Consider the following 16429-nt stretch of genomic DNA (forward strand, 5'->3'; position numbering starts at 1 on the left):
ATAATCTTTTAATACCGCCCCAAGCTCGGCTGTATACTTGGTCAGCCTTAAGCTTATCTCTGTGCGCATCACATCACGGGTCAGGCCATAGCGTTCCTGATATCCCCGGCAAAAGATTTTGTAATACACCAGGAATTCCTCCTGTTCATCTGCCAGTACCCGGATATTCCGCTGCTTCAGCTCTTTTTGCAACTGATAGGTATCCTGCATGATACGGCGCTGGATGGTTTGACCGGCCATTAAATAGGCGCGTTTGAGGATATTGCCGGAGTTCTCGATCTCCTTCAGGCTTTTGCCAACCATTGTATCTATGTAAGGGAGCAAAATGAGGTCACGTACCATCGTCCGCTCATCAATCGTTATCAATTTATCTACAGGGTCGCGTTCTGTTCCTCGTACTGCTCAACATGCTCCGTCATGATCATTTTTGTTTTCCACCGCTCGTTTCCCTCTAGCTTGGTGACTGTGACCCCTCCTTAATGATAAAGCCAGTAATTCTCCTCTCTGCCGTTCTGTACGCCCTGCTCCTGTGAGGTATCATACGGCACGTTACGTTCAGCCCTCAAGGATGGATGCTGTCTGGATAGGCTTGGATACGCTCCATTGTATGTAATTTTCGGCTGACAGGACTTTAGATGCCTTGATGATCTCCGGTGGCAAGACAGGTCGCCCGGATGCGGCCGTCACGGATGCCGTTCACCTCGATCTTCCGCTGAGTAATCTTCCCTACTTTGTCCAGGTATATGATTTCTATTGTTTGGCCGATACTCATTTTCATGCGATAGTCTCCAAAAAATAAGAACGTTTGTTTGCATTATAACCAAACATACGTTCCTTATACAATGAGAAAGATATTCTTTGATTGGGATAAAAAAGAAAAAATTGACTTCGCTCACTTTATTGAAGATATAGACATATATGTTTAGACAATCCTTGTTAAGTTTTGTAAAGTGTCTATCTATAATACATATGAGGAGTGTACACAATGAGAAGGTTAAAACTATTATTAGTGCTAGTGTTAATGTTTGTGTTTGTGGCTTTGCCTGTACAGGGGGCTTTTGCTGATGTGTCTGCAACAGACACTATAAAGGTTATTCGAGTCGATTTTGGTCAAAGTTATAACTTTGACAATTGGGTTATTGATGGTACTGGTAATTTTAATGACCCTAAATTTATTGATGAAAACAAAATCACTGTGGTAGCTCAGATATTGGGTTATCGTAGTTTTCCTTTAAGTGTAGGTTCAGCAGGGGGTGCCAAAGCGAGGTATATGGAGATAACACTTTATCCGGGAGCTACGTTATCTCGCGTTGATCTAAAGATGGGTAATACTCTAGTAGTTTCATTTTCCAATTCTGATTTGACAGATATTACCCCAACACCAACGCCTACGAGTACTCCAGTGCCGACTGCATCACCATCAGCTACACCTTCACCGACTGCAACAGCAACTACGGTGCCGACTTCAATACCAAAACCAACCGCAACTCCAACACCGTCAGAAACTCCGACTCCGAAACCAACGGTAACACCAGAACAACCGGATGGTGATCGAGCGCTCCTTACGATTACATTCATTAATGGAACAGAAAAGGAATACGATCTTCCAGAGTCCGAGGTTGAAGCATTCGTAAATTGGTACGATGCCCGTGATGCTGGTAGAGGTTCAGGCATGTATGCAATTGATAAACATAGCAACAATAAAGGCCCGTTCAGTAAGCGCAAAAATTACGTCGTATTTGATAAAATCCTCACCTTTGAAGTAAGTGAGTACACAATTTCTAAATAAACATTCCCAGTACCTACCTCCTCTACCAATTATAGCCAAACACTATAATTGGTAGAGGAGGTTTTTTTATGTTTATATCCCCTATGCTGCTGCAAACGGCCCCTGGTCCGTTTAGCCACAGCGATTTTATATATGAGCCAAAGATAGACGGCCATCGACTGATCTATTCCCAGCAAGTAGGGAGAGTCAGACTGTATACCCGCCACAATAACGACTGCACCCGGCAGTACCCTGAGCTTCAGCTCCCATTTACTGATGACATTATTTTGGACGGTGAGGTCGCCTGCGTCGATCCAGCTACGGGTGTTTCAGATTTTGAATCGGTAATGAGTCGGTTCCAGGCACGCCGTGTAGACAAGATAAAACAGCTCACAGCCAACCTCCAGCCTATTATGCTATCTTTGACATCTTGCACTTCAAAGGCCAGGACCTGCGTGCGCTTCCGCTCCTCCAGCGAAAAGATGTACTTGCAGGATTTCCTTCCCCTCCAGTGTTCGGCGTAGTGCCGTACGTAGACGGTGCAGGCGAGGCGTTATTCCGGCAGATTGAGACGCGGGGTATGGAAGGCATTGTGGGCAAACGCAAAAACAGCACCTATGAGACTGGACGCCACTCTCACGCCTGGCAAAAGGTCATAAACTGGACCTATGTAGAGGTTTATATCACGGGATTTCGTAAGCAAGAATTTGGGTGGCTTGCTGCGGTGCCTGATCCGTCCGGTAAGCTACGCCCTGCGGGAATTATCGAGCTTGGGGCATCCGCGCTGCATAAGCAGGCGTTCCGAGGCGTGGCCGGCCAGTTGGTGACTGGGGAGGATAAGGAGTTTGTACATCTGGAGTCCCGGCTTCGCGCCAAGGTAAGGATGAGGAATTGGACTAAATGCGGCATGCTACGGAGTCCAGTATTTTCAGAGTTTATCTTATAACCATAAAAAGCCCGCCGACTAGTTAGGGTTAGGGCATTCGACGGAGCAACTGACACTGCTACCCGATTAGAGCAACTACGAGTGAACCTAGCTTCATTACCATTTTCTCTATTTAGTAAATCCGCCAACGTTGGATGCTGGTGGAATGAACATAGGTTCGGTTATTAGTTTTGAAGATTAAATCAAGAATGATTTAGAGATGATTACCAGCAATATGAACAGAACCAGCATTGCAGTGGTAGAAGTAAATCCTCCACCCCAACCTCAAACGGTGAGATACGGTTTACTTTCTCCACGTCTATACCTTTCAAGCTTTACTGATCAGGAATAACCTATTACATGTTCCATATCAGTAAAAGAAAGGGGGAATAAACCATGAACTTTCGCAAACAAGCCAAATTACTACAGGGAAAAACCATACAGGTGACAACCACTGGCAGTATTTATACCGGAACTCTCTTATCGGTTGGCACAGATTTTCTTATTCTAAGTTCCATCATTAGAGGGCGTAGAAGACGTCGCATCATTCGATTGGCAGAGATTATTCTGCTGTCTAGGTTATTCGGCTAAAAAATATCAGTTACAGAAACTAGGAGATCTCCCGAGATCTCTTGTATAAACAGGAATAACCCGTCAGGCACAAGCCCGGCGGGTTATTTTATGTATGCTCTGAATTCAAATCGTTCCCGGATAAACCGTCCACCGGCTATCTTGATACTATTCGGGGAATATCCCTCTACTATCCCGCCATAATCCATGATATGTTCCTTCTGGATCATCTTCAGGCAGGAACCATACAGATACCTTAGACTGTGCCAGGGCAGCAGCCAGAAAGTCGGTATCGCTCTCCATGACTTTGTATGTTTTATTCATCTCCCCGATACCCAAACTCCCTAATCTTCTCTCCGTTTTCAAACACCTCTATAAAACGTAAGTGACCTTCTTCGGCTGAGGCGGCAATCATTCTCGCTGTTGCCTCTTGGATCGTTGCCGCCGCAATTGTCTCTTCAGGCTTGTCGTCGCGAAAAAACATATCACTAACCGCGTACACCGCATCGTCAATCTTAACCTCGGTATGTCCATGTACATCCCTTCGTTTCACTTTAATATAGCCTATTGGTAATATTGTGAAAATACGTTTGGAAGTCAGGTTGTAAATATGGAATTTGAGGTGTTAGAACCTATGAAAGAGCTAATTTCCATATAAGGCTCTGCCAAGCTGTTCAGCTGTTTCTTTCTGCATACTGGGTGTTGCATGCGTATGGCGCATACCATGAAACTTCATTTTCTTAGACCGACTTTCTCTAGGGTTTTATTAAATGCCCTCCTAATATTGCTCTTGTTGGTCGCTAACAAGCGCTATAACTCTCGATGAAAAAGATTCATTAAGCTCTAACCGGTAGTTTAGCGTCGTGTCTATGTTCTAAAATATAGAGGAGAATTCGTATCATCTAACGAATAAGTTGGCGAAGTTGCTAAGCTGAGCAATAGTTAAAACATTTGAGGTGGGAAACAATGCTTAATAATCAAGTTATTTATTGGATAGGTGGTTCCTCTTGTGCTGGTAAAAGCACACTAGCAAAAATGTATGCAGAAAAGTACGAATTGGAGCTATATTCATGTGATGAATATTTTGATAGACATTTGCAGGATGTTTCAACTAGTGAGTACCCGGCGATGCATAAAGTTTCTACGATGAGCCCTAATGAAGCTTTCTATACAAGGGAAGTCCAAGAACAGCTAAGTGTATATATACAGGTTTTTATTGAGGACTTTTCGTTTGTCATAAAGGACCTCGCAAAGAGAAAAGATAAACCTGTTGTTGTTGAAGGCAATCAATTATTACCTTCGCTCGTATCAGCACATTTAAATGAACATCATAAAGCTATCTGGATTATTCCGGCAGAGCAATTTCAAAGAGAACAATATTCCAAAAGGGAATGGATACAAGGCATATTGCAAAACACTGAAAACCCCGCTGTAGCTTTTAACAAATGGATGTTTCGCGATGCATTATTTTCAGAATTCGTCCAAAAAAGTGCCTTTGAATTACAGCTAAATGTATTAGAAGTAGACGGCAGTAACACTCTACAGGAGAACTTTAGACTGATTGAAAATCTCTTCAGTGAAATCATACATGATTGAACTATCGGGAATCCTTAGTTGATGCGTCTACTATTCGTTAATTTACTGTATACATAGGTTGGCTCAGCATCTCAAGCTTTGCAAATTGTAGTGAAAGTCTTTTATCATTTTCGCCAAAGTTTAGACATCCACAACTTCTATTCGTCACGAACCTTCACATAATATGGTACCTCTCTTACAAGAGATATGATTCAAGAAATCAGCAATGATCTTATATATTTTGTTTATTTAAGGGCTAAGTCCTTGCACTATTACTGGAGGTATTTATATGGCTAAATTACAGGACCATTATGACACCAATAAATTTTTAAATATGGAATTTATTTATCGTGACAATAGACCCGATCAGGGCTGCAGCTTTAAAATAACAAGTTTTGAACACGGAAGTGTCATTGCTAGTGATATAGGGTGGACAAACGCTACCTTAAATAAATTTATTGAAATTATCAATTTCCGTCTCAGGGAAAGTATTTTCTTATTCATGAACCTTTTGAGGAGTTTATTTTAAATAATCTTTTAATACCGCCCCAAGCTCGGCTGTATACTTGGTCAGCCTTAAGCTTATCTCTGTGCGCATCACATCACGGGTCAGGCCAAAGCGTTCCTGATATCCCCGGCAAAAGATTTTGTAATACACCAGGAATTCCTCCTGTTCATCTGCCAGTACCCGGATATTCCGCTGCTTCAGCTCTTTTTGCAACTGATAGGTATCCTGCATGATGCGGCGCTGGATGGTTTGACCGGCCATTAAATAGGCGCGTTTGAGGATATTGCCGGAGTTCTCGATCTCCTTCAGGCTTTTGCCAACCATTGTATCTATGTAAGGGAGCAAAATGAGGTCACGTACCATCGTCCGCTCTCCGATCGTTATCATTTTATCTCCGGGATCCCGCTGCTGCTCCTCGTACTGCTCCACATGCTCTGTCATGATCATCTTGGTTTTCCAGCGTTCGTTGCCTTCAAGTTTACTCATTTATAATGCCCTCCAATCTGTTCAGCTCTCTCCAGGGCAACTCCGGATTCAAGTAAGGATGATGCTCTAATAAGGGCCTGGTTTCCGTACCGGGCTTTAATTCCGTCGATGGCCCGTTCCTTATTGTAAGAGCGGACCCGGTCATCGAACAGCGTAAGCTGGATCACACGGTCATCCGAAAGGTGGGACAACGTGATGGCTAAGCGCCCTACAGGCAGTCCGGACCAATGGTCCACGAACAATTTCAGCGCCGCTGCGGCTACTTCATGCGTCAACGATGAAGGCTCGGGCAAGGTCATCTGGCGCTCGTAGGAGTGTGAACGCTCTCCGTCCGTCTCCAAAACTGAAACAGATACCACAGCCCCCATGTAACGATACCGCCGTGCCCGCTGGCACACCTCGATGACGAGCTCAAGCAGCACAACCTCGATATCTATAAGCCGGGTGTATAAATTCCAGCGCAGCGCCTTGCCATGCCCCACGGATTTAATCTGATGACGGATCCCCGTGACCACAGGGCTAGGATCTAGCCCACGCGCAGTTTGCCAGTAATATTCCGCCTGGATATCACTTTGCTTGCCCATGGTTATACGCATTCGTTGTTTAAACTCCGGCAGCTCCATCCGGGCAATATCTCCGATTGTGGATATACCCATGCGCCAGAAATTCCTGGTCATTCTAGACGCCACCATAAACATATCCTGGACCGGCAGTCTCCACAGGGTGGACTCTAATTGGTCGAAGGTAAGTTCGTATATTCCCTCTTTCGTCTTTTTGGCATAATTATCTGTAGCCATCTTTGCCATAACTTTAGTAGATCCAATGCCTACCCGGGTCCAGACCCCTGTCGACAGCAGAACATGGTGCTGGATTTTTTGAATCATATATTTCAGTGATCCCCCAAAATAAGCGAGTGAGCCTGTGATATCCAGAAACTGCTCATCGATGCTGTAGGGTTCCACCAGATCCGTATAGGTCCGATAGATTTCTGATATCAAAAGCGAGACCTTAATGTAAGTTCCCATGCGGGGACGTATGACGATTAGCCCAGGGCATTTTGTCATAGCCTCCCCCACTCGCGATGCCGTTGTTACTCCCTGAGCTTTGGCAATGGGGCAGGCTGCCAGCACAATGCCGTTCATACGGGTAGGGTCTCCGATTGCGACAGGTTTATCCCGATGTTCGGGATGAGCTGCTTTTTCGACGCTTGCATAAAAGGATTGGCAGTCGGACAGTAAAATAACGCGATTCTTAGGCATAGCGCTTCTCCTCTACCCGCTGCCAAGCGAGAATATTAGCAACAATGAACACTCGAGGTGCCCCGGCGGCAAGACAATGGGCCCGGATCCGCCCGTCCCTGATTCCCAAAACCTCGATTTTCCGCTGAGATATGTTCCCCGACTTATCCATATATACAATTTCAATCATTTGACCGTTTCGAATCTGCATAAGATCCGCCTCCAGAACAGGAACATTTGTTTGTATTATAACCACGATCGAGATTTTTAAGCAATGGTAAAATAGAACAAACGTTCCTAATTCCCAGCAATCACCTAACTTAGGATGGCATATTAGGCCGGCAGAACTCTTACGCCCTTCACAAAGCAGGGAGCGCGCGCCGTTCATTACAACAACTGCATAAGTTTCCCCATACCAAATACCCCGCCAATTCTGGCAGGGTACCGGGGTTACTTAATATTTAATTTATTATCATGACTGCCTAATTTATTTGTAGTATGAAGTAGTCAGGGGAATAAAGACGGAGGAGCCCTCTTGAACATCCCCGGTTACAAAAAGTTTACTTACTCCTGAAATATTCACTTCTATCGTTATGAGTCCCTCCTCAGCGGTAATGTTCTGTTTCTTAAGCACCGTGTCGGTATCACTGTCTATAATGGAAAAGTCTTTAATATCGTCGCCGATCGCCGCAACCTGGAGATACAGCTTCTGATATTTTTTATCGGGGTAGAGCATGAAGGAAGAGCCACGGGTTCCATTGCCGTTATCGAAATGGACATCTTTATAATCCTTGTCTTTATACACCGTTTTGTCCGGATCTTTGGTGTGATAGGACGAATCAAATCCGGCAGCAATGGATACTCCCTCTGTTTGTTCTCCTAACAAGATGGTGTTGGCTGCGGCATTAAAATTAACGGTAACGCCTAACAGATCCGATACGGCTCTAACAGGTAAGTACGTTGTATTGTTATAAGTAATCGGAGCTACGACTGCACCGCTGCTATTCTTAAGCTGGACGGGCTGGCCATCGACCTTGAATTTGATTCCGGGATTGAGGAAAGCCTTGATCTCTTGCAGGTTGGCACCGGCATATACACCTGTCCCCATCCCTCCAAGTACAGCAAAAACAGTTAGCGCGGCTGTTATCTTCTTTTTCACTTGGTCAAACTCCTCTCCGATATTTCAAATTTTGATTTCCTATATTGGAAGTATAATGAATCATCCCCTGGTATGCAATATTTTCCGGGTCTCTCCTTTTCATAGCTGTATCAAAACCCAATATATGGTACGATTACAGTACTAGCTGTATTTATGAGCATGAAGAGTGATGCCATGCCATACCGTACTATAAAGGGGCTGATCGAGCTGGCTATCTTTTACTGGGCTTTTTTGGTTATAGGAATTATTGTTGTTGGTGGTTTGTTAGGTACTAAAAGACGTAAGTGATTCCTAAGGCTGCTATGCCTTAGTCCATAAAGATAATTACCATACTGCGGACGAACCTCTTTCGCGAGCCGCATAGCATATCTCAAATATTACGGGAGGTATGTTCTATGACACGGTTACTTGATGCAAGGACTTCGCAGAATGTAAGTATTGCCGGCAGCATGAATGGTGTGGGACTGACAGCCAACCAGAATGTGCTAATCGGACAGATTGGACTAACCACCGCAGGAGCGGAAGGTCCAATCAGAGTACAACTTAACGGTGTTGCATCTTTTTTTGTGTTTTCAGGAGGATTTATCACGTTAACCCTGTTTGCAGTTAGAGGGAGTATAGCTACTGATCCCCTAGTCGCTTCAAATAGACTTCAATTAAATCCCGGGGCAACAACACCGACTAATTTATTTCCGCTTTACTTAATATGCTCTGATTACAATCCCGCTCCAGCAGATGAGATCATCTATTCCTTATTTGTGAACAGCTCGATAAACGTTAACCGTGTAGGTCCCGAAAGTTTCAATGGATGCGCCTATTCAGATTAGGTAATTTCTTGAAAAGAAGAAATCCGCCAGCCTATGGCTGACGGATTTGGTCTGTCGATGCAGCATCGACGCTTACAGCAGAATAGTCTTCGAGATGATTACCAGCAAAATAAACAGAACCAGGATTGCACCGGTAGAAGTAAATGCACCATATCCGCCGCCGTATCCGCCAACATTTTCACCCATAATGTAATTCCTCCTTAAAATAGAGTACGGCTTAGGATATGCGGATTTCACCCCTGCGCTTGGGCATACCGGTAAAAGATGTGCTTCAGCGGTTGGTAGAAATTAAATAATAACAAAGATGTAACTTTAATGACTGTTAAGGATTGCCAAGGAGGTTTAATAATAAATACATAGTATTTTAGAGATAGCGGTAAGGGAAGTGAAAGATATGAAGAAAAAGGACATCCAGCTTGCACTTGTTGCCAGCATATGTCAACGTGTCCATCTGGTTAGCGGAGAAACGTATACTGGAAAATGTGAAATCAATCCGGCTGCCGACGTTTTGGAGATTATAACGAATGAGGGACGGCTTAAGCTCCCCTACTGGACCATAAAACGTTTCGTACAGCTTTAACCCTGAGGTGAAATTCATGAGCAAATCCAAACGTTCCGATCAGGCCATCGTCTCCCTTTTACTCGGTCTGGCTTCTTCTTTGATTATCGCCTTTTTTGTCATCCGCTATATTATTCAGCATGTCTCGTTTGCCCCTTAAGCTCCACGAACCGTCTCCTGATGGAGAGTACACCATAATTCATCCAGGTCATAAAATCCACCTCGTGTACACATCACGCATACGATCCGCATTGCCGAATTTGGCGTAATATTAAAAAAAAGACCCTGCCGCTAACCGGCAAGGCCAAGTACATACAACAGGTGTTACTTCTACTATAACGCATAATTATTAAGAGAGTGTATGAACCCCCGGCTTCCTTTTAACGTAATGATGAAGATATTTATTAAACGGAGATGATGATTTTGCAGCAGGAAAACAGGATTTGCCCGACATGTGGAGGCAGCCATTTCACGAAAGGAGTAATGAAAAGCAGTAATGCCAACGTTAGACCGATCGGCAAACCTTTTTCATTTGGCTCTCCAGTGATTTTCACCTTTTGCAAACAATGTGGCGAAGTCGCTTCCATAAAAATTGAAAACCCCGAGAAATTCTAACCTGCTGCTCAGCTGTCATTCTCTGTCCGAAGTAAATCGATTCCTTGTGTAAGGATAATCTGATTACCCGGCCGATCTGCCCAGAAGATTGAATCTCCCACTCTCTCCACACCTTGACCCGCACCATAGGTTGGCGGTTTAATTCTGTTCACAAATTTGAATTCATGACCGTCGAACCTGTAATGATCCAAGCCCTGAGCATATTCCTTGCCATATTCATTCGATCCATGGAGATTGGCATAGAGATTATCTTTTATAAAAAAGATTCCCTGGTAACCGCCCTCACCACCAAATTGCCCTGACAAAGGGTATACCGCCTGTTGGTGAAAATCCCTGTCAAATCTTTTTATTTCATTTCTATCATGATAGACCACCCAAAATGATCCTTTATACTTGGCTATGGATTCTGCTGTACCCTGACCGATATTATATTGCTCAATTTGCTTCAGATCTGAAAGTCTATACTTCACAATTCGACTAATCCGCTCCTCTTCCGGCGGAGAGGCGTTGAAGTTATAAACAGTAGCGTACAGAAATTTATTTGAAACCAAACAATCTCCAAAGGACATGAAGCGTTTCTTGCCGTCTTTGCCTGTATAAGCATTTTTCTTTTCCGTTATGTATTTCCCAGCCACTCCATACACTGAAATTGTATTGGAAAGAGCAAAGTCTCTATCCCGGTCCGAAGTGATATAAATCCTTTTTTCATCTGCACCTACGCCTTGCCATGCGCTGAAAGGATTTCTCATTTTAATCGCAGTAATTTTGTCATGATAAGCATTTGCCTGGGAATTCACAGCAAACCATCCGCTGATTCCAGCAATTACACAAGCTACAGTCATCATTCTTCTCACAGGAACTACCTCTTTTTTTATTTTAGAATATACGGTAACAACAACAGCCCGAGTCCAACAGCTGCAAAAATGGCTGCACCCATAGCAGAAACTACAAAGTAGGCTCTAGGCGGCTCCTTCACTGCTTTCCAGCCCTGGGTAATCCGCCAAAAGGAGTAAGGCCGGATTGCAGCATAGGCTGCCGCCGCCGTCCAGACTGCAAGAAATGCTGTGAATACCCATGAAATAGCGTTTGGCATTGAACCACTCCTCCTATTCATCCCATCAGCCACTAAGAAAAGGCCATACTCCGCATAAATACCCCCGCCTCTTCAGGCAGGGTCCAAGCTTCCATCCGGTGTAATCTCACTATAGCCCAAATGGAACAATATGTAAATGGGGAATCGGCGTTTCATTCCCGTCCGCGACCAGGGTCCTCTCTGCCTCTCATTAATTTCTTGATTCAGGTGATTGATTTCTGCAGGATTTTATCTTACAATGGGTTCATAAACGCGCGTTTACGTAAAAAAGGGGGGCACTATGCGCAGCGAAGATATAGCAAAGCTCGCCGGGGTATCCCGAAGCACGGTTTCCCGCGTGATCAACAACTATTCCAACGTCCCTGAGGAGACCCGGGCCAAGGTGCTGAAGGTCATTGAGCAGCATCAGTATGAGCCGAACAGCTTCGCCCGGGCTCTGGCCGGCAAGAAGACCGACACGATCGGACTTTTCGCTATCAGCATGAACGAGAAAGAGAACACGACCCGGATCTATCAGAACAATTACTTTGCGCCTTTCGTTGATGCCGTTGTCGACACTTCGAATGCCCGCGGCTGTTATGTGCTGATACACACCGTATATTCTCCGGACGATTTCCTGAAGGTGAAGCAGGCTTTCCTGCAGAAACGGATTGACGGCGGCATTATCGTCGGCACCCAGAAGGATATTGATATCGTGCGTGAGATGGTCAGTCTTGAATTTCCGCTTGTGCTGATCGATTACGACATTTCAGAGATTATGTCAGAGCATCTCGACCGCAACCATCTGGCTATCGTGAATTCCAAGGACTACGAGGGTACGGTTGAAGCCATTGAGTACCTGATCAGCCTGGGCCATGAAGAAATCGGCATGATCTGCGGCCGCATGAACACCTATTCCGGGCGGGAACGCTACATGGCCTACGAGGATACGCTGAAGAAGCACGGACTGGTGCTGAATGAGAGATTCGTCCTGAAGGGTGATTTTCTCAAAGAAACCGCCTATGAAGAGGTCAAGAAGCTGCTTGCTTCCGGTGAAGCTCTGCCGACCGCCTTCTTCTCCTCCAACGACGATATGGCTATCTCTGCGATGGAAGCGTTCTCTGAACATGGGATTTCCGTACCTGAGGACATCTCCATCGCCGGCTTCGATGATGTGCAGATGGCCTCACGCATTCATCCCAAGCTGACCTCCGTCCGTCTGCCGATTTACGAAATGTCCAAGGCTGCGGTTGAGAAAGTAATCGAGCTGTGCGATTCCCGTCAGCCGACCTTCAGCACCATCAGCTTCCCGGCGCGGCTGGTCGAAAGAGATTCCTGCCAGCCGCCAAAGAAGTAAGGCAATCATTGATTACCCAAGCAGAAACGGCTTATATTTCGAGAAACTCCCTTTCCCCCGAGGGAATTTTTTCTCAACCTTGTAAACGCGCGTTCACAATTGAAAGGAGAGTTTTCTCTAATGAAATTCGGAACCTTTGACGACACTCGCAAAGAGTATGTAATCAACACTCCCAAAACGCCTTACCCATGGATCAATTACCTCGGCAACGAGCAATTTTTCGGCCTCATCTCTAATACTGCCGGTGGTTACACCTTCTACCGCGATGCGCGGATGAGAAGACTTACCCGTTACCGGTATAACAATATTCCGCTGGACACAGGCGGACGCTACTACTACCTGTATGACGACGGTGATTTCTGGACCCCGGGCTGGATGCCGGTAAAACGCGACCTTGATTTCTACGAATGCCGCCACGGGCTGGGCTACACTTCCATTACAGGCGAACGCAATGGTATTTCTGTGAACCAGCTCGCTTTTGTACCAATGGGCCATAATGCTGAAGTCCATCGTCTGGTCGTTAAGAACACTGGCTCTGCGAAGAAATCCGTGAAGCTGTTCTCTTTTGCCGAATTCTGTCTCTGGAATGCCAATGATGATATGACCAACTTCCAGCGTAACCTCAGCACCGGCGAAGTTGAAGTGAAAGATTCCGTTATCTATCACAAAACCGAATACCGTGAGCGCAGAAATCACTACGCTTTCTACTCTGTAAATAAAGAAATTGCCGGCTTCGATACAGACCGCGAATCCTTCGTGGGTATGTACAATGGTCTGGACGCTCCGCAGGCAGTCGCTGCCGGTGAAGCCACCAACTCCGTTGCCAGCGGCTGGTCGCCCATCGGCTCCCATGCTCTGAACATCACGCTGGAACCAGGTGAAGAACAAAGCTTCATCTTCGTACTCGGCTACATCGAGAACCCTGAAGATGAGAAATGGGAATCCCTGAATGTCATCAACAAGAAGCCTGCACAGGCTGTAATCGAGCAATTCGCTACGGATGCTCAAGTGGATGCCGCCCTGGCTGTTCTGGCTGCACACTGGGATAACCTGCTGTCCAAATATCAGATTCAGAGCAGTGATGACAAGCTTAACCGCATGGTTAATATCTGGAACCCGTACCAGTGTATGGTTACCTTCAACATGTCCCGTTCCGCTTCCTATTTCGAATCGGGGATTGGCCGTGGTATGGGCTTCCGCGACTCCAATCAGGACTTGCTCGGCTTTGTTCACCAGATTCCAGAGCGCGCCAGAGAACGTATTCTTGATATCGCTGCTACCCAGTTCCCTGACGGCAGCGCGTACCACCAGTACCAGCCGCTCACCAAAAAGGGCAACAATGAAGTCGGCTCCGGCTTCAACGATGATCCGCTATGGCTGATCTCGGGAACGGCTGCCTATATTAAGGAAACCGGCGACTACTCGATCCTTGATGAGCAGGTTCCTTTTGACAGCAATCCGGATCACACAGCTACCCTGTTCGAACACTTGAAGCTGTCCTTCGAGCATGTAACGAACAACCTCGGACCTCACGGCCTGCCGCTGATCGGACGCGCGGACTGGAATGACTGTCTGAACCTGAACTGCTTCTCCACCGAGCCGGGCGAATCGTTCCAGACGACTGAGAATATCGCAGGCGGCGTAGCGGAATCCGTGTTCATCGCAGGTCTGTTCGTCTTCGTCGGACCGGACTATGCTGAAATCTGCCGCATGCGCGGACTGGACGATGTAGCTGCAGACGCGGTTGCGAAGATCGAGAATATGAGTGCCATCACTCTGTCACACGGCTTCGACGGCGACTGGTTCCTGCGTGCATATGACCACTACGGCGACAAGATCGGCAGCAAGGAGAACGAAGAAGGCCAAATCTTCATCGAACCGCAGGGTATGTGCGTAATGGCGGGTATCGGTGTTGAGAACGGTCAAGCTGCCAAAGCGCTGACTTCCGTTCAGGAACGTCTGGATACGGATTACGGTATCGTATTGCAGCAGCCTCCGTACTCCAAGTACTATCTGAACCTGGGTGAAATTTCTACGTACCCTCCGGGCTACAAGGAAAATGCCGGTATCTTCTGCCACAACAACCCTTGGATTATGATTGCTGAAACCGTGCTGGGCCATGGCGACAGAGCGTTCGATATCTATAAGAAAATCGCTCCGGCTTACCTGGAAGATATCAGCGAAGTTCACCGTATGGAACCTTACGTGTACTCGCAGATGATCGCTGGTAAAGATGCCGTACGCCACGGGGAAGCTAAGAACTCCTGGCTGACAGGTACCGCTGCATGGAACTATGTAGCGATCACACAGTCCATTCTCGGTATCCAGGCTGATTTCGCCGGTCTGAAAGTAGATCCTTGTATCCCTACTGAGTGGGGCGGCTTCGAAATCACCCGCGTCTTCCGTGGAGATACTTATGTAATTCAGATCAAGAACCCGAACCATGTCTCCAAAGGCGTAGCCAGCCTCACCCTCGACGGCGCTGCTGTTGAAGGCAACATTATCGCTCCTGTCGGGGATGGTGCCGTGCATCACGTGGTTGTAGAACTGGGCTAATCCGCTTTCTGCTCCGCGGGTACAGCCTATCCATTTAAGAGTTTCACTGCGGGTCTCTTCCTTGTAAAAGGAGGGGCCCGTTTTTGTGCGGATCATAACTTCATGGCGCTAGCCCAACAATGAAAACAGCGGCAAGCCAGGACGAATATAGTCCTAGACTGCCGCTGTTTTATTTGAGCCAATGTCCCCGTTAACCGAATGAACTGTTCGATGATATCATATTACAATTCTAAAGTTTTAAAGAGAAATGGTTTACCTTTTAGGTAATTTCTTATTATGGCTTGGGCATAAGGCTGTTCTTCCTTAAGCCCCTCTGTTTCCCTCGGGTCAGGGGCATGGTGACAATAATTTTCGATCATGACCATCACAGTAAAACTCTCCAACGCTGGGAGCCAGTCAGCTTCTAATCTCATAATGGTCTCGTAACCGTTAATTACTAATTCCCTTTGCAATGGATGCAACCCTAGAATTGTATGAGCTATATCATAAAGATAATAACCAAATCCACATCTTCCAAAATCGATTGGACGGGGTTCACCATTATGAAAAACAATATTGCCTTGGTGCAGGTCCCCATGAATTAATCCATAATTTCTGCTATCTCTTTGATGCCGGGTAATCCAAGAGAGTATCCTCTCAGCGGCCAATTGATACAATTGGAACTCTACATCTGTCAGGAACCGCTCATAATATTTATTCAAACGGTTCATAGCTCGCCTAAAGCTCTGCTCTCCCCAATTGGGCCGCACGAAATTAGGTGTCAACTCAAATTCCTGTGATGTTTTATGGAGTTGTGCTAAGAGAATCCCCTCTTTAAAGATTTGCTCATCAGCAAGTCCTCCACTCGCGTTCGTTCCCTCTACCCAACGCATCAACGAAGCGTAACTATAGTCACCATCCTCCAGATCGATTCTTAGAGTTTTGAAACCGTTGCGGTCTAATATTCCTTGGGGGATGGCAATATCAATCTTCTCAATCAAATACTCAAGCCAATCGATCTCAGATATTATTTCTTCTTCACTCATTCCCGAATGAATACGGAGTAAAAAGGATCCTTCCTTACTTGTATCAATTTGAAATGTACATGTATCGGAGAATTGGATAAAACGTATGTGCTCCCAGTCCAAGTTGTAATGTTGAAGCACCTTCAAAGCTGATAGCTTCGACTGCGAGATTGCCTGCTCTATTTCATTTTCAGATGCCATCATAAATAA

21 protein-coding genes and 2 pseudogenes are annotated in these 16429 nt (G+C 45.8%); 10 read left to right on the plus strand and 13 right to left on the minus strand.

Annotated elements, in window-relative coordinates; genetic code table 11:
* Together A3842_RS23115 and A3842_RS32670 are read right to left on the minus strand one after the other, a co-directional pair.
* On the minus strand, positions 1 to 366 hold a 366-nt coding region (locus A3842_RS23115; RefSeq protein ID WP_178382397.1), incomplete at its 3' end, for a YhjD family protein.
* Between the two features lie 265 nt (positions 367 to 631).
* The gene (locus tag A3842_RS32670; RefSeq protein ID WP_178382398.1) at positions 632 to 778 is read right to left on the minus strand and encodes a hypothetical protein; all 147 of its coding nucleotides are present in this window, start codon (positions 776 to 778) and stop codon (positions 632 to 634) included.
* 207 nt (positions 779 to 985) lie between these two features.
* Here A3842_RS32670 and A3842_RS32155 point away from each other — a divergent pair, with 207 nt between their 5' ends.
* Together A3842_RS32155 and A3842_RS23130 are read left to right on the plus strand one after the other, a co-directional pair.
* A complete protein-coding gene (locus A3842_RS32155; RefSeq protein ID WP_074102875.1) occupies positions 986 to 1789 on the plus strand; it encodes a hypothetical protein in 804 nt (267 codons plus the stop codon).
* A gap of 68 nt (positions 1790 to 1857) precedes the next feature.
* A pseudogene (locus tag A3842_RS23130) lies at positions 1858 to 2714 on the plus strand (ATP-dependent DNA ligase).
* A 177-nt stretch (positions 2715 to 2891) separates the two neighbouring features.
* On the opposite strand, the pseudogene A3842_RS33620 reads toward A3842_RS23130, so the two are convergent.
* From A3842_RS33620 to A3842_RS23145, 3 genes and pseudogenes are all read right to left on the minus strand, one after another.
* Positions 2892 to 2978, minus strand: a pseudogene (locus tag A3842_RS33620) (YjcZ family sporulation protein); the annotation flags it as partial.
* Between the two features lie 453 nt (positions 2979 to 3431).
* Positions 3432 to 3587 (minus strand): hypothetical protein, encoded by a 156-nt coding sequence (locus A3842_RS23140; RefSeq protein WP_256701821.1) that lies wholly within the window; start codon positions 3585 to 3587, stop codon positions 3432 to 3434.
* Complete coding sequence (locus A3842_RS23145) at positions 3580 to 3816, minus strand: hypothetical protein (RefSeq protein ID WP_074102876.1); 237 nt, start codon at positions 3814 to 3816, stop codon at positions 3580 to 3582. Before A3842_RS23145 ends, A3842_RS23140 begins: the two co-directional genes overlap by 8 nt.
* Positions 3817 to 4229: 413 nt before the next feature.
* Between A3842_RS23145 and A3842_RS23150 the strand changes: the two genes are divergently transcribed.
* The gene (locus A3842_RS23150; protein WP_074102877.1) at positions 4230 to 4859 is read left to right on the plus strand and encodes a hypothetical protein; all 630 of its coding nucleotides are present in this window, start codon (positions 4230 to 4232) and stop codon (positions 4857 to 4859) included.
* 268 nt (positions 4860 to 5127) lie between these two features.
* Positions 5128 to 5367, plus strand: a complete 240-nt coding sequence (locus tag A3842_RS23155) for a hypothetical protein (protein WP_074102878.1) — start codon at positions 5128 to 5130, stop codon at positions 5365 to 5367.
* Here A3842_RS23155 and A3842_RS23160 read toward each other — a convergent pair.
* The 4 genes from A3842_RS23160 to A3842_RS23175 all read right to left on the minus strand — a co-directional run bounded on the left by A3842_RS23160 (position 5359) and on the right by A3842_RS23175 (position 8229).
* Positions 5359 to 5832, minus strand: a complete 474-nt coding sequence (locus tag A3842_RS23160; protein ID WP_074102879.1) for a YhjD family protein — start codon at positions 5830 to 5832, stop codon at positions 5359 to 5361. The genes A3842_RS23155 and A3842_RS23160 overlap by 9 nt on opposite strands.
* Positions 5829 to 7091 (minus strand): DNA polymerase IV, encoded by a 1263-nt coding sequence (locus A3842_RS23165; RefSeq protein ID WP_074102880.1) that lies wholly within the window; start codon positions 7089 to 7091, stop codon positions 5829 to 5831. The genes A3842_RS23160 and A3842_RS23165 overlap by 4 nt, the downstream gene beginning before the upstream one ends.
* Positions 7084 to 7281 carry a hypothetical protein gene (locus A3842_RS23170; protein WP_074088530.1) on the minus strand — a complete coding sequence of 66 codons (198 nt, stop codon included), beginning with the start codon at positions 7279 to 7281 and terminating at the stop codon, positions 7084 to 7086. The genes A3842_RS23165 and A3842_RS23170 overlap by 8 nt, the downstream gene beginning before the upstream one ends.
* Before the next feature lie 276 nt (positions 7282 to 7557).
* Positions 7558 to 8229, minus strand: coding sequence for a stalk domain-containing protein (locus A3842_RS23175; RefSeq protein WP_074102881.1), 672 nt, complete (start codon positions 8227 to 8229; stop codon positions 7558 to 7560).
* Positions 8230 to 8624: 395 nt separating this feature from the next.
* Between A3842_RS23175 and A3842_RS23180 the strand changes: the two genes are divergently transcribed.
* A complete protein-coding gene (locus A3842_RS23180; RefSeq protein ID WP_074088528.1) occupies positions 8625 to 9056 on the plus strand; it encodes a hypothetical protein in 432 nt (143 codons plus the stop codon).
* Positions 9057 to 9128: 72 nt separating this feature from the next.
* On the opposite strand, the gene A3842_RS33030 is transcribed toward A3842_RS23180, so the two are convergent.
* Positions 9129 to 9242 (minus strand): YjcZ family sporulation protein, encoded by a 114-nt coding sequence (locus A3842_RS33030; protein WP_208619445.1) that lies wholly within the window; start codon positions 9240 to 9242, stop codon positions 9129 to 9131.
* A gap of 208 nt (positions 9243 to 9450) precedes the next feature.
* Between A3842_RS33030 and A3842_RS23185 the strand changes: the two genes are divergently transcribed.
* The 3 genes from A3842_RS23185 (at position 9451) to A3842_RS23190 (ending at position 10230) form a co-directional block, all read left to right on the plus strand.
* Positions 9451 to 9636, plus strand: a complete 186-nt coding sequence (locus tag A3842_RS23185) for a hypothetical protein (RefSeq protein ID WP_074088527.1) — start codon at positions 9451 to 9453, stop codon at positions 9634 to 9636.
* A gap of 16 nt (positions 9637 to 9652) precedes the next feature.
* Positions 9653 to 9775, plus strand: coding sequence for a hypothetical protein (locus A3842_RS33435; RefSeq protein ID WP_256701823.1), 123 nt, complete (start codon positions 9653 to 9655; stop codon positions 9773 to 9775).
* Positions 9776 to 10029: 254 nt separating this feature from the next.
* Complete coding sequence (locus A3842_RS23190; RefSeq protein WP_256701824.1) at positions 10030 to 10230, plus strand: hypothetical protein; 201 nt, start codon at positions 10030 to 10032, stop codon at positions 10228 to 10230.
* Between the two features lie 8 nt (positions 10231 to 10238).
* On the opposite strand, the gene A3842_RS23195 is transcribed toward A3842_RS23190, so the two are convergent.
* Together A3842_RS23195 and A3842_RS23200 are read right to left on the minus strand one after the other, a co-directional pair.
* A complete protein-coding gene (locus A3842_RS23195) occupies positions 10239 to 11084 on the minus strand; it encodes a hypothetical protein (protein WP_074102882.1) in 846 nt (281 codons plus the stop codon).
* 17 nt (positions 11085 to 11101) lie between these two features.
* On the minus strand, positions 11102 to 11323 hold the full coding sequence (locus tag A3842_RS23200; protein ID WP_074088524.1) for a DUF6199 family natural product biosynthesis protein: 222 nt from the start codon (positions 11321 to 11323) through the stop codon (positions 11102 to 11104).
* 280 nt (positions 11324 to 11603) lie between these two features.
* Here A3842_RS23200 and A3842_RS23205 point away from each other — a divergent pair, with 280 nt between their 5' ends.
* On the plus strand, positions 11604 to 12659 hold the full coding sequence (locus A3842_RS23205; RefSeq protein WP_074088523.1) for a LacI family DNA-binding transcriptional regulator: 1056 nt from the start codon (positions 11604 to 11606) through the stop codon (positions 12657 to 12659).
* A gap of 120 nt (positions 12660 to 12779) precedes the next feature.
* Positions 12780 to 15215, plus strand: a complete 2436-nt coding sequence (locus A3842_RS23210) for a glycoside hydrolase family 94 protein (protein WP_074102883.1) — start codon at positions 12780 to 12782, stop codon at positions 15213 to 15215.
* A gap of 221 nt (positions 15216 to 15436) precedes the next feature.
* On the opposite strand, the gene A3842_RS23215 is transcribed toward A3842_RS23210, so the two are convergent.
* Complete coding sequence (locus A3842_RS23215; protein WP_256701826.1) at positions 15437 to 16420, minus strand: phosphotransferase enzyme family protein; 984 nt, start codon at positions 16418 to 16420, stop codon at positions 15437 to 15439.
* Positions 16421 to 16429: the final 9 nt, after the last annotated feature.

The organism is Paenibacillus sp. P3E (genome assembly GCF_001909045.1).
In the GTDB taxonomy this organism is placed as follows: Bacteria; Bacillota; Bacilli; order Paenibacillales; family Paenibacillaceae; genus Paenibacillus_AQ; species Paenibacillus_AQ helianthi.

What these genes read in the sequence shown, in the direction of transcription:
- A3842_RS32670 (WP_178382398.1), bottom strand. Translation starts at nt 778, where the DNA reads ATGAAAATGAGTATCGGCCAAACAATAGAAATCATATACCTGGACAAA.
- A3842_RS32155 (WP_074102875.1), top strand. Translation starts at nt 986, where the DNA reads ATGAGAAGGTTAAAACTATTATTAGTGCTAGTGTTAATGTTTGTGTTT.
- A3842_RS23140 (WP_256701821.1), bottom strand. Translation starts at nt 3,587, where the DNA reads ATGAATAAAACATACAAAGTCATGGAGAGCGATACCGACTTTCTGGCT.
- A3842_RS23150 (WP_074102877.1), top strand. Translation starts at nt 4,230, where the DNA reads ATGCTTAATAATCAAGTTATTTATTGGATAGGTGGTTCCTCTTGTGCT.
- A3842_RS23155 (WP_074102878.1), top strand. Translation starts at nt 5,128, where the DNA reads ATGGCTAAATTACAGGACCATTATGACACCAATAAATTTTTAAATATG.
- A3842_RS23160 (WP_074102879.1), bottom strand. Translation starts at nt 5,832, where the DNA reads ATGAGTAAACTTGAAGGCAACGAACGCTGGAAAACCAAGATGATCATG.
- A3842_RS23165 (WP_074102880.1), bottom strand. Translation starts at nt 7,091, where the DNA reads ATGCCTAAGAATCGCGTTATTTTACTGTCCGACTGCCAATCCTTTTAT.
- A3842_RS23170 (WP_074088530.1), bottom strand. Translation starts at nt 7,281, where the DNA reads ATGCAGATTCGAAACGGTCAAATGATTGAAATTGTATATATGGATAAG.
- A3842_RS23180 (WP_074088528.1), top strand. Translation starts at nt 8,625, where the DNA reads ATGACACGGTTACTTGATGCAAGGACTTCGCAGAATGTAAGTATTGCC.
- A3842_RS33030 (WP_208619445.1), bottom strand. Translation starts at nt 9,242, where the DNA reads ATGGGTGAAAATGTTGGCGGATACGGCGGCGGATATGGTGCATTTACT.
- A3842_RS23185 (WP_074088527.1), top strand. Translation starts at nt 9,451, where the DNA reads ATGAAGAAAAAGGACATCCAGCTTGCACTTGTTGCCAGCATATGTCAA.
- A3842_RS33435 (WP_256701823.1), top strand. Translation starts at nt 9,653, where the DNA reads ATGAGCAAATCCAAACGTTCCGATCAGGCCATCGTCTCCCTTTTACTC.
- A3842_RS23190 (WP_256701824.1), top strand. Translation starts at nt 10,030, where the DNA reads ATGATGATTTTGCAGCAGGAAAACAGGATTTGCCCGACATGTGGAGGC.
- A3842_RS23200 (WP_074088524.1), bottom strand. Translation starts at nt 11,323, where the DNA reads ATGCCAAACGCTATTTCATGGGTATTCACAGCATTTCTTGCAGTCTGG.
- A3842_RS23205 (WP_074088523.1), top strand. Translation starts at nt 11,604, where the DNA reads ATGCGCAGCGAAGATATAGCAAAGCTCGCCGGGGTATCCCGAAGCACG.
- A3842_RS23210 (WP_074102883.1), top strand. Translation starts at nt 12,780, where the DNA reads ATGAAATTCGGAACCTTTGACGACACTCGCAAAGAGTATGTAATCAAC.
- A3842_RS23215 (WP_256701826.1), bottom strand. Translation starts at nt 16,420, where the DNA reads ATGGCATCTGAAAATGAAATAGAGCAGGCAATCTCGCAGTCGAAGCTA.